Genomic DNA, 10,309 nt, shown 5'->3' on the forward strand with positions numbered 1-10,309 from the left:
TATGGGAGGGTGAATGGACATGCGGGTCAATTTGGATGATCGTGCTGCAGTTGAAAAGCTCGATACCATTCTCGCGCTGCGGGATACGGATGAATACGACAAACAATTTTCAGAAGGATGGCAATTATCCGGTCAATTCGACCTTTCCTCGATTACAGCTCCGATTGATCGGATCGTTGTGCTGGGGACAGGTGGTGGGTCTGCTGCCAGTGTGAATTTGCTGAAATCCTATCTGTTTGACGAGCTGCGCGTGCCTTTGCAGCTCAACCAAGGCTATACGATCCCTGCTTTTGTCGACGAACGCACTCTCGTCATCGTCGTCAGCCACTCGGGCAATACGGAGGAAATCGTAAGCGGATACGAGCAGGCGATAGAAGCAAAGGCACAGATCGCGGTGATCACAGCCGGCGGCAAAGTGCTGGAGCTGGCGCAAATCCACGGACACGCTCATCTTTTGGTACCGGGAGGAATGATGCCGCGAATCGTGCTCGGCTATATTTTCTTGCCGATGCTCACCGTTTTGACCAAGCTGGGGCTGGTGGCGGACAAGAGCGGTGAGGTAGCAGAGACGATCCAGTTATTTTCTCGGCTGCGTGAAGAGTACGGCTTGCAAGCGCCACTGGCATTCAATCTTGCCAAGCAAATCGCTCAGCAGATGGATGGTTTGACGCCAGTCATTTACGGGACGCTGCCCTTTTTTGATGCACCTGCTTGGAGATGGAAAAATCAGCTGGGAGAAAACAGTAAAGTCATGGCGTTTTGGAACGCGATTCCCAGTCTGCACCACGATGAGGCAGTTGGCTGGGATGCGCCTGCCGCTATGCTGAAAGGCTATCATTTTACCTTGATTCGCGATGTGGAAGACAGCGACAAGACAGCCAAGCGGGTGGAGATCAGTGCGGACATTCTGCGTGAGCGTGCCGGAGCCGTGCAGGTCGTTCGCTCCCAGGGTGTATCGAGAATGGCTCGACTTTTCTCCATCGTATATCTGGCTGATTACGTATCGTTGTATACGGCGCTCATTCGCGGGGTCGATCCCACGCCAGTCGAGGTCATCAACCTGTTCAAGAGCAAGATGGGGCAGCCGCTCGTTCAGGTGCAGGTACGTTAGGATGCTGGTGACGGTTACGTTGAATGCCGCGATAGACAAAACATACAAGCTCGAGCGATTTCGGCCAGGAAAATTGCATCGGACAAAGGAACAGCTCAGTCTGCCAGGAGGCAAAGGGATCAATGTAGCGCGTGTCGCACGAACGCTTGGGGCAGATGTGATTGCGACAGGCTTTATCGCCGGGTACAACGGGCGGTTTATTGCCGAGGGCTGCGCCAAGGCAGGAATCACTCCCGCGTTTGTCGAGACAGAAGGAGAATCGCGCTGCTGCCACACCCTGCTGGATGAAGAGAGCGGCGAGGTCACGGAGGTTTTGGAGCAGGGGCCAGTTGTCACAGAAGAAGGCTTTGCCCAGCTGCAGAGCAAGCTGAAGCTTTTGGCCAGCCAAGCGAGGATGGTTACTTTCTCTGGCAGTCTTTGTGCAGGGGTGCCAGCAGATGCGTACCAGCATTTGATCGAGCAGGTGCGGCAATCAGGGGCGCTGCCCGTACTGGATGCGAGTGGACCTGCGCTTGTGCACGGATTAAAAGGCAAGCCCCATCTGGTGAAGCCAAATCGGGAAGAAGCAGAAGCGCTGCTCGGGTATGCGCTCTCGAGCGAGGAAGCGATCATTGCAGCCTTGCGAGACATTCAGGCGCTCGGAGCAGAGCGAGTTCTTTTATCGCTAGGAGCAGATGGCGCATGGTTTTCGGAATGCGACGAGCACGTGCATCTCCCCGGCACTGCGCTGGAGCAAGTCGTCAATCCAGTGGGCTGCGGCGATGCCCTGCTGGCAGGGACTGCCTGTGGCAAGCTGAAAGGAATGGAGTGGAGGGCAGCAGCGCAGCTAGGGATGGCGAGCGCTGCGGCGAATGCCCTGTCGGTAGGAGCGGGAATCGTCGACATCGACACGGTTGCGCGTTTGTTGAAGCAGTTACAGTCATAGGCAGCCATGTGGAGGCTGCGGGCTTGTGAAGGACAGTTAGGAGGCTTGCGCATGCGGCACGTAATCGGCCTGGATGTTGGCGGAACGACGATGAAAGGAGCAGTACTCGACGAAACAGGGCGCATTCTTGCTCGGGGTAGCCGGGATACGAAGCTGCACAACAATCTCCCTCTTTTGATCGAGCGGATGGCCGGATTGATCGAGGAACTGAAGAGCCGTGTGAACGTTTCCGTAGAAGCGGTGGGCGTGGGCTTTCCCGGACCGTTTGATGGACCAAACGGCTTTTCTATACACTCGCCCAATTTGAGTCTGCGTCAGGTGGACGTGCGGACGCCGCTCTTGGAAGCGGTTCGGCTGCCTTTGGCGTTCGAGAATGACTTGCGGACGGCGACGTTGGGAGAAGCAGTTTTCGGGGCAGGCAAAGGCGTCAGCCATATGACCTTTATCCCGATCGGCACAGGCATTGGAATGGGAAATATGATCGATGGGCAGCTTCTTCGCGGAGCGCATGGCATATCGGGTGAGCTGGGGCATGTAAGTGTTCCAGGCAATCAAGCTGTCTGCAACTGTGGGAAAGCAGGCTGTGTAGAGACAGTTGCCTCTGCTGCAGGGATCGTCCGACTGGCAAAGGAAAAATTGGCTAGGGCAATTCGGGAGATCCCCGAAGAAGCGAAGATGCTCCCTTTATGGCAATTGGCAGGAGGCAATCTGAATCAACTGACGGCGCATCTGGTAGCAGAGGCTGTGCAAAAGGGTGATCCAATTGCAGCGCACGTTTGGCAGGAGGTCTGCGACATTACCGGATGGGCGATTGCCTTGGTCGTGAATCTCTTTAACCCTCATATGGTAGTCGTCGGTGGAGGTGTTTCGGAGGCAGGTGAGCTTTTGCTCGATCCCGTACGGCAGAGTGCGGAGCGCTACGTGATGAAAGCCGGTCACGAGAAAACACGAATTGTTCGGGCTTCACTAGGACCAGACGCCGGAATGCTCGGGGCAGGGGCACTTGCCTTGCAGACGTTCACAGGCAGTGCGGAAGGGATATCAACACTGGTGAAGAACGAATGAACAGACGGTAACGCTTGCCAAAGAGGCAGGCGTTTTTCAATGGGAAAAGTCTTTGCAAAATAAACCTACCCATAGAGTTTTTGCAATTGTATGATAAAAAGATGCGTTTGGTTTGGCTAAAAGATCGAACGGAAGATGGGGGATGGCCGACTATGAACAAAGTGAATCTCGCTGAAAAATTTTCGAAGTTTGAAGAATGCTGGAGCCCGAAGATCGTGGGAACTGTCAACGATTCTCATATCAAGGTCGTAAAGCTGCAAGGGGAATTCGTCTTGCACCATCATGAAGCAGAGGACGAGCTGTTTTTGGTCGTTAGCGGCAGATTGCTGATGCAATTTCGCGACCGGGAAGTATGGGTGGAGGAAGGCGAATTTATCATCGTTCCCAAAGGCGTCGAGCATCGACCGGTAGCGCCTGAAATATGTCATGTCGTGCTGATGGAACCGACGAGCACGCTAAATACAGGAAATGTAACAAATGAAAGAACCGTAGCAGAGCTGGATCAGATCTGACGGGAGAGAAAGGAGGATCGGCAGATGGAGCAGTTACGTGAAAAGCTTACACAGCTGCTGGATAAAGCCGAAGGGAGCTGGGGCGTTGTTGTAGAGGATCTGGATCGCGGACAGCGCTTTGCCCATCGACCAGATGAAGCCTTTATCGCAGAGAGCGTCATTAAAGTGCCGATCATGGCAGCCGTGTATGCAGCAGCGGCGCAGGCAGCATTTCAGCTGGATGAACGTATTCCTATGCGAGCAGAGGACCAAGTAGGGGGATCGGGTATCCTGTTTGCTCTTTCTCCGGGTCTGGCACTAACCATTCGGGAATGGGTCACCCTGATGATTATCCAAAGTGACAATACGGCCACAAACGTGTTGATCGACCTCGTAGGCAGGCAAAGAATCGAGCAGACCATGATCGAGCTGGGAATGGAGAAAAGCAAATACTCCCGCAAGCTCATGATCTATCCGGTGGGCATTACCGAAAACAACATGATCACGCCAGGAGACGTGTCTCGGATGCTCGGGTCGATCGCAACAGGCGGGTTCCTTTCGCATCACGCCTGTGAAGAAATGGTGTCGATCATGAAAAGGCAGCAGGTGCTAAATGGACTGCCGTCTTTGCTCCCATCTGTTCCCGGTGCAACGCCGGATTGGGAGATCGCTTGCAAATCCGGTTGGGATAGTGGAAGACAGCATGATGTGGGGGTTTTCTTTTCGCAAGGCCGCCGGTTTTCCATCGTAGCTTTGTCGCAGGACGTCCAATCGGAGTCAGCCCTTCGCGTTCTCGGTCAGATCGGAAAAGAAGTCTATGAATACGCAAAAGGTAGCCCTCACTAAGGGGGCTACCTTTTTTCGGTTCGCTTACATGACTTCCTTCAGAGCAAGATTTTCTGGACTCATTTTGCATAGGAAGCGGTTCGGAGCGTCAGGATTCACCTGTTCCTCGAGCACGCCCATTTTCACAAAGAAGCGCAGGGAGGTGTACACGGTGGACAGCGTAATATTTGGCATTTCGGATTTCAGCGCATGATAAACGTCTTTGGCGGTAGGGGCAGGGATGGTCAATGTATGCAGCATGTAGAGCAGGACTGCTCGTCGTTGAATGGTCAATCGCTTGCCCAGATGCTTTACTTGCTGTGTGAAACTAGAGATTGGGTGTTCCAACACAGTCACCTTCTTCTTTAAAATAATTATTATGTAATTATTATTATTGCTCCCTTCTCGTAAGCCGTCAATCCTTTATTTGGCCCCTAGGAGGTTTTCTTTTATTTTGATAATTTTAAAAAAGAGGCCGAGGCTTGCCGTATGCGTATATCCGCGCATGTTTTGCATGGATTGGTAAATCTTACGTAGAGGATGGGAAGACATCATGAAATGGATCGAAAGCAAGAAAAAGTGGATTGGCTTGTCATGCGGAGTTATCTTGCTTTTGGCCTGTGCACAATGGATGGGGATTGGCAAGACGCGAGCGAGTGCAAATTCATTCCGCTTTGTCGTCATGGGAGATACCAGGGGCAATTCCGATAGTGTAAATGAGAAGACGCTTCGCTCCTTGCTGAAAAATGTGAAAAAGCTAGATCCCCAGCCTAGCTTCCTGTTGATTACGGGCGATATGGTCCAAGGTGGTTCCGATCTGGACAAGGAGCTGGATGAGTGGAAGGATATTGTGGATGATTACTACCCGCTGTCCATGTACTACCCTGCGATGGGAAATCATGAGGACGATCCTGAAGCATTCGGCAAGGCGTTTCCCCATTTGCCAAATGAGCAGGTTCCTGGCTATGGTCGCACTGCCTACAGCTTCGATTATGGCAACGCGCGTTTTATTACATTGAATACGGACCACGAAGATCAGGACGGCAATTACGTCATTGACCAGCCGCAGAGCACATGGCTGAAGCAGCAGCTGTCTGCTCCTGGTAAAGATCACACCTTCGTCATGTTTCATGTGCCAGCTTACCCGGTTGGCGGGCACTACGGTCGCTCCCTGGATGGCAACAAACCGGAGCGGGATGCTTTCTGGCACACTTTGGATGCGGCGAATGTGACTGCCGCTTTTGTCGGGCATGAGCATAACTACAACCGACGTCTGATCAACAGCGACTTTGATGCGAATGGCTATCATTTTACTCATGACATTTATCAGCTGACACTGGGTGCGGCAGGCTCACCGTACAGCAAAGTCGTGGAAGACAAGAAAAACGTGGTGAAAGGTCCGAAAGTCACATCTCATTACATGACGGTCGATGTGGATGGGAAAAAAGCGGTTTGCAATGTATACGACAAAGATGACAATCTGCTCGATTCGTTTACGGTAGAGAAAGGAGCTGTTGGGTAGAATCGAGGTGCTAGCGAGGTGGGAAATGTTGAAACGGCTGTTCCGCACGCGCGATCTGGCGGTTACGCAAGCATGCGTGACCGCTTTTTTGTTTTTGCTCATACCTTTGTTTCATTTGCTGGATACCGGTCCGTTTTGGCTGCAAGGCTTACTCCACGGGCTGGCGGCGACACTGACGGTACTGATGGGCTGCTGGACCTTTCATGCTGCATTTTTTCGATTGGGCAAGGAAAGAGGGAGCAATGCCGAGCTGGAGCGATTGCTCTGGTTAACCAATGGGCTTGTCCTGCTGGCAATTATTTCGGGCAACTGGCTCTACATGGGCTATCGCTCACCGGACGGTCCACAGTCATGGCTGCTCGCCCATACGCCTGCCGCTCACAACATCGTGATGGAATGGAAGGAGTTCGTTTCTCAGTTTCCGCTGCCGCTTGGAGTGGTGGCAGGATTCATTCTTCGCCGCTTTGGAAACAACAAAGATGCGGGATCCGTCGTACTGCTTTTAATCGCGCTGCTCTGGCTGTGTCTGGTGATCGGCCTGGTGACGGGACTAGGGTTGACGACCTTGCATCTATGAGAGGGAGAGTGCCATGCAAAAAAGGGAGCGCAAAAGCGGAGAGATGAGCGCAGCACTGGGGGCGCTTTGGCTGGGATTAGCGGGAGTGGCTGGCAGCCATTTATGGAGCACAGCGGACCCTGCAGGAAGTAAACCTGTTTTGCTCAAGCTCGGGAGCTGGGTACCTGGCTGGTGGGGAATTGGTCCGTTTGCTGGGAAAGAAGTGATCGGGCTTTTGCTATGGCTTTGCAGCTGGCTGATTCTCCATTTTCTGCTCAAAGGACGTGATACCTCGATCCGCAAAGCAGCGGTACTGTTTGTCATTGGCTTCGCGATTATCATCGTCGCGATATGGCCTCCCGTGTATCATGCCTTTTTGGGCTGGCCACCGGGTTTGCCGGAGTAGAAAGGAGAAAGTGACAACGTGAGTGATCGGAATCGCTTTCCTATGTTGATAGGGAGCACCGTGGTGCTGCTTGTGATGGCGAGCTCCTTGTTCTGGACTCGTATTCCCATAGAAGGATATGCAACTTTGAAAGAAACGGGCGGCGACAGCTTTCAGTTTGGATACATAACGAAGAAAAGCCAAATACCGGACCTTCACGAATGGATGTCTGGACAGCAGGGAAAGGCCATTTTCGCATTGCCTGATCAGCTCTACTCGCCCGATCCAGCAAAACCACTTCCCTTTGTTTATCCTATCTACGATCGTACGAGAAGCGAAGAACAGTTTAACCAGCTGTACGGATATCTTCCACAGCAGCCGACACTAGACCTCGGTCGCACGGTGTACACCGTGGATTACGGCAATGCGAGATTCCTTTTCTTGCGTTCGGATCGGCTGGAAAAAGAGCAGGCCGCTTGGGTGCATGCACAGGCTGTGACCAATCCCAAGCAGCATCATATCGCGCTTTTGGATGTACCGCCAAGTCCCGTTCTATGGCAGGCGCTGCGAGAGGCGAAGGTGGAGCTGGTGATAGCTGGGGAAAACGTTTACGGATTGGAAGCCGCTGTCATGCAGGAGCCATCGGATTTTTCGCCAAAGGACCGCGAAGGCTACGGAGTCTGGAACCCTGGGGCCTCGATTGATCAATCGTACATGCTGATGCTCTCTTATCAAAACGACGACATGGCCGTGAAAGCTACGACGGCAGATGGAGAAGCACTGGATCAGATGGAGCTTTCAGCAGGAGTGTTGGCTGCTGCAAGCAGCAAGGAAACGGTAGCCGTGGGTATTCAGCAGCTTTGGAGGTACCACCGCGGCGATGCCAGTATCAAAGCAATCATTCCGGAAGGGTTTGATGTAACCGGAGAAAATCCGATCACGGCGCCGTTTCACTTGCCGGCAGATGACTGGCGCAGTCCTGATTATTCGGACGCCGCATGGAAAACGGGACGAGCTCCCTTTGGTCATACGAATCGCTTGCAAGAGGAGAAGCGGCTGCAAACGCGCTTCAAGCCGGATCCTCCCTCTCCATCATACTATTTCCGCCATACATTCTTTCTGTGGGAGGCTCCAAAGGAATGGAAGGATCTGATCGTGAAGCTTTCCTATGAGGATGGCTTGATCCTCTATTTTAATGGCGAAGAGGTTTTGCGGGATGGAATCCGGACGGGGCTGATCCTGCCATCCTCCCTGGCGATCACGAATCAAGGGACATGGTATCGCGAAGTCTCCTTGCGAAATCATAGAAACAAGCTGCACATGGGTCGCAATACGCTGGCTGTGCAGGTGCATCGCAGTCATCCAGGCTCGCCGAACTTTCTGTTTGACATGAGCCTGTCCTATATCAAATGAGGGAGGGATAGGCATGAAGAGCAAGGTGCTATCCTGTATCACGGCGGGTCTCGTCCTCGCAGGCTGTACATCAAATGCTCCCCCTCCTGAAGCGGGCAATACGCTAATTTTGGCGGACATCGGGGCTACTCGGCAGCATTTGCTCGTGACGAACAACAACCCGTTTGTGTGGAGGAAGGTTTCCTTTGTTGTAAATGGCACGTATCGCTACCGAATGGAAGTTGTACCGAGGGGGAGCACGAGTATTACGCTGGCGTCGTTTGTGGATGACGATGGCCAACCCTTTTCTGGCACCGCAGCAGGCCTTCGCGGAGTGGACATTGCAGTAGGGGACGCTGCTGCTGGTCGACAAGGCTCGTTTAGATGGTAGGGAAGGGCTCCTGGCGGAAAAAAGGGTTTCCTTTTTGACCAGAACATGGTAGTGTAACTGAGTTTTGGTCTATGTGAATATGTCAGGAGTGGAATCAAATGGCTCGAAGAAAGCGTGCAGCCATACAACTGAATAGCCCTCAGCGAAAATCACTGGAGTACTTCATGCTGGTCGCCGGTTCGCTTGTTTTGGCTACGAGCTTCAATCTTTTTTTGAATCCCAATCAAATTGCATCAGGTGGGGTATCCGGGTTATCAACGATCTTGCATAATCTGTTTGGCTTTCCGCCTGCGATCGTTCAATGGGCGTGCAACATCCCTTTATTTTTGCTGGGGCTGAAGATGCTGGAGCGGCATTACAGCATGAAAGCAGCGCTCGGATCGATTATTCTTCCCCTGTGCGTCATGCTGACCAGTCATCTGCAGCCGCTGACAACCAATCCGCTACTAGCCAGCATATACGGCGGGATCGGTGTCGGGCTCGGAATTGGTATCGTTTTTCGCGGGAGAGGCTCAACAGGGGGCTTTTCTATCGCTTCGCAAATCCTGCATAAGTACACGGGACTTAGTCTAGGTGCCTGCGTTGCTGTGTTCGATGGGCTGGTGATCCTGTTCGCGGGAATCGTATTCGATCCGGAAAAGGCTTTGTTTGCTCTCATTGCTCTATTTGTTACCAGCAAGACCATCGATATCGTCCAGATGGGGTGGAATACCTCGAAAGTCGCGTATATCATCTCGAATGAAATCGAGACGCTGCGGGAAGCGATCCTGTACGATCTGGATCGCGGATTGACTTTGCTGGATGCGGCTGGCGGATATACGGGAGATGAGCGTAAGGTGCTGATGGCGGTCGTCAGCCAGAGCGAGGTCAGCAAATTGAAGATCATGGTACGCTCGGTTGATCCGGATGCGTTTATCATCCTTTGTCCAGCGCATGAGGTATTGGGAGAAGGCTTTCGAGCCGGCTAGTAGTGCATTGGGAAAGAAGAGAAGAGAAGAGAAGAGCGGTGAATAGAAAGTCTCACTGCTCTTTTTTTATTTAAAATGAATTATTTCTTGATTTTCTATTGCATTAAAAATAATATCATGCTATATTGAAATTCCTGAACGACACACCGCTGAAAAATGCGACCGCGAAGTTCGGGTGAAAAATAGAATGACATGCCGGTATAGCTCAATTGGTAGAGCACCTGACTTGTAATCAGGGGGTTGTGGGTTCAAGTCCTATTGCCGGCACCACTACTCAACTCAAGCGAAAATCAATCGAAATTATGGGTTGCTTTTCAAAAGAGGATGTGCTAGAGTGATAAAGCGCTGTTGAGACACAGCGAAAAATGCTCTTTGAAAACTGAACAGCGAAAGCGTTGATGAGTCTATCATGAAATGATTTGCCAGCTTTGAACCAGATACAAACTTTATTGGAGAGTTTGATCCTGGCTCAGGACGAACGCTGGCGGCGTGCCTAATACATGCAAGTCGAGCGAGTCTCTTCGGAGGCTAGCGGCGGACGGGTGAGTAACACGTAGGCAACCTGCCCGTAAGACTGGGATAACATAGGGAAACTTATGCTAATACCAGATAGAGTCTACTCTCGCATGAGGGAAGACGGAAAGGTGGCGCAAGCTATCACTTACGGATGGGCCTGCG

Annotated in this window: 12 protein-coding genes, 1 tRNA gene and 1 rRNA gene; 13 read left to right on the forward strand and 1 reads right to left on the reverse strand. The window is 52.2% G+C overall.

What is annotated here, in order from left to right:
- Window positions 1-19 precede the first annotated feature (19 nt).
- The 5 genes from EDM55_RS16940 to EDM55_RS16960 all read left to right on the forward strand — a co-directional run bounded on the left by EDM55_RS16940 (window position 20) and on the right by EDM55_RS16960 (window position 4,438).
- Window positions 20-1,111: a bifunctional phosphoglucose/phosphomannose isomerase gene (locus tag EDM55_RS16940; protein ID WP_092275703.1), complete on the forward strand. Its 1,092-nt coding sequence runs from the start codon at window positions 20-22 to the stop codon at window positions 1,109-1,111.
- A gap of 1 nt (window position 1,112) precedes the next feature.
- Complete coding sequence (locus EDM55_RS16945) at window positions 1,113-2,036, forward strand: 1-phosphofructokinase family hexose kinase (RefSeq protein ID WP_122960857.1); 924 nt, start codon at window positions 1,113-1,115, stop codon at window positions 2,034-2,036.
- 51 nt (window positions 2,037-2,087) lie between these two features.
- Window positions 2,088-3,101, forward strand: a complete 1,014-nt coding sequence (locus EDM55_RS16950; RefSeq protein ID WP_092275697.1) for an ROK family protein — start codon at window positions 2,088-2,090, stop codon at window positions 3,099-3,101.
- 152 nt (window positions 3,102-3,253) lie between these two features.
- The gene (locus EDM55_RS16955) at window positions 3,254-3,613 is read left to right on the forward strand and encodes a cupin domain-containing protein (RefSeq protein WP_092275694.1); all 360 of its coding nucleotides are present in this window, start codon (window positions 3,254-3,256) and stop codon (window positions 3,611-3,613) included.
- 24 nt (window positions 3,614-3,637) lie between these two features.
- Window positions 3,638-4,438, forward strand: coding sequence for a serine hydrolase (locus EDM55_RS16960; RefSeq protein ID WP_122960858.1), 801 nt, complete (start codon window positions 3,638-3,640; stop codon window positions 4,436-4,438).
- A gap of 24 nt (window positions 4,439-4,462) precedes the next feature.
- Here EDM55_RS16960 and EDM55_RS16965 read toward each other — a convergent pair whose 3' ends face one another.
- The gene (locus EDM55_RS16965; protein WP_092275688.1) at window positions 4,463-4,765 is read right to left on the reverse strand and encodes a Fur family transcriptional regulator; all 303 of its coding nucleotides are present in this window, start codon (window positions 4,763-4,765) and stop codon (window positions 4,463-4,465) included.
- Between the two features lie 205 nt (window positions 4,766-4,970).
- Between EDM55_RS16965 and EDM55_RS16970 the strand changes: the two genes are divergently transcribed.
- The 8 genes from EDM55_RS16970 to EDM55_RS17005 form a co-directional block, all read left to right on the forward strand.
- Window positions 4,971-5,939 (forward strand): metallophosphoesterase, encoded by a 969-nt coding sequence (locus EDM55_RS16970; RefSeq protein WP_122960859.1) that lies wholly within the window; start codon window positions 4,971-4,973, stop codon window positions 5,937-5,939.
- Window positions 5,940-5,964: 25 nt separating this feature from the next.
- A complete protein-coding gene (locus EDM55_RS16975; protein ID WP_246070936.1) occupies window positions 5,965-6,516 on the forward strand; it encodes a hypothetical protein in 552 nt (183 codons plus the stop codon).
- A 13-nt stretch (window positions 6,517-6,529) separates the two neighbouring features.
- Window positions 6,530-6,901, forward strand: coding sequence for a hypothetical protein (locus EDM55_RS16980; protein ID WP_122960860.1), 372 nt, complete (start codon window positions 6,530-6,532; stop codon window positions 6,899-6,901).
- An 18-nt stretch (window positions 6,902-6,919) separates the two neighbouring features.
- Window positions 6,920-8,293: a hypothetical protein gene (locus EDM55_RS16985; protein ID WP_122960861.1), complete on the forward strand. Its 1,374-nt coding sequence runs from the start codon at window positions 6,920-6,922 to the stop codon at window positions 8,291-8,293.
- 13 nt (window positions 8,294-8,306) lie between these two features.
- Entirely contained in the window at window positions 8,307-8,663 is a 357-nt protein-coding gene (locus EDM55_RS16990) for a hypothetical protein (RefSeq protein WP_122960862.1), read from the forward strand.
- Window positions 8,664-8,761: 98 nt separating this feature from the next.
- Entirely contained in the window at window positions 8,762-9,631 is an 870-nt protein-coding gene (locus tag EDM55_RS16995; protein ID WP_122960863.1) for a YitT family protein, read from the forward strand.
- Between the two features lie 194 nt (window positions 9,632-9,825).
- A tRNA-Thr gene (locus EDM55_RS17000) sits at window positions 9,826-9,901 on the forward strand.
- A 176-nt stretch (window positions 9,902-10,077) separates the two neighbouring features.
- Window positions 10,078-10,309, forward strand: a 16S ribosomal RNA gene (locus EDM55_RS17005); the annotation flags it as partial.

The sequence above is a fragment of the Brevibacillus centrosporus genome (assembly GCF_003710815.1).
Classification (GTDB): domain Bacteria; phylum Bacillota; class Bacilli; order Brevibacillales; family Brevibacillaceae; genus Brevibacillus; species Brevibacillus centrosporus.

What these genes read in the sequence shown, in the direction of transcription:
- EDM55_RS16940 (WP_092275703.1), top strand. Translation starts at nt 20, where the DNA reads ATGCGGGTCAATTTGGATGATCGTGCTGCAGTTGAAAAGCTCGATACC.
- EDM55_RS16945 (WP_122960857.1), top strand. Translation starts at nt 1,113, where the DNA reads ATGCTGGTGACGGTTACGTTGAATGCCGCGATAGACAAAACATACAAG.
- EDM55_RS16950 (WP_092275697.1), top strand. Translation starts at nt 2,088, where the DNA reads ATGCGGCACGTAATCGGCCTGGATGTTGGCGGAACGACGATGAAAGGA.
- EDM55_RS16955 (WP_092275694.1), top strand. Translation starts at nt 3,254, where the DNA reads ATGAACAAAGTGAATCTCGCTGAAAAATTTTCGAAGTTTGAAGAATGC.
- EDM55_RS16960 (WP_122960858.1), top strand. Translation starts at nt 3,638, where the DNA reads ATGGAGCAGTTACGTGAAAAGCTTACACAGCTGCTGGATAAAGCCGAA.
- EDM55_RS16970 (WP_122960859.1), top strand. Translation starts at nt 4,971, where the DNA reads ATGAAATGGATCGAAAGCAAGAAAAAGTGGATTGGCTTGTCATGCGGA.
- EDM55_RS16975 (WP_246070936.1), top strand. Translation starts at nt 5,965, where the DNA reads ATGTTGAAACGGCTGTTCCGCACGCGCGATCTGGCGGTTACGCAAGCA.
- EDM55_RS16980 (WP_122960860.1), top strand. Translation starts at nt 6,530, where the DNA reads ATGCAAAAAAGGGAGCGCAAAAGCGGAGAGATGAGCGCAGCACTGGGG.
- EDM55_RS16990 (WP_122960862.1), top strand. Translation starts at nt 8,307, where the DNA reads ATGAAGAGCAAGGTGCTATCCTGTATCACGGCGGGTCTCGTCCTCGCA.
- EDM55_RS16995 (WP_122960863.1), top strand. Translation starts at nt 8,762, where the DNA reads ATGGCTCGAAGAAAGCGTGCAGCCATACAACTGAATAGCCCTCAGCGA.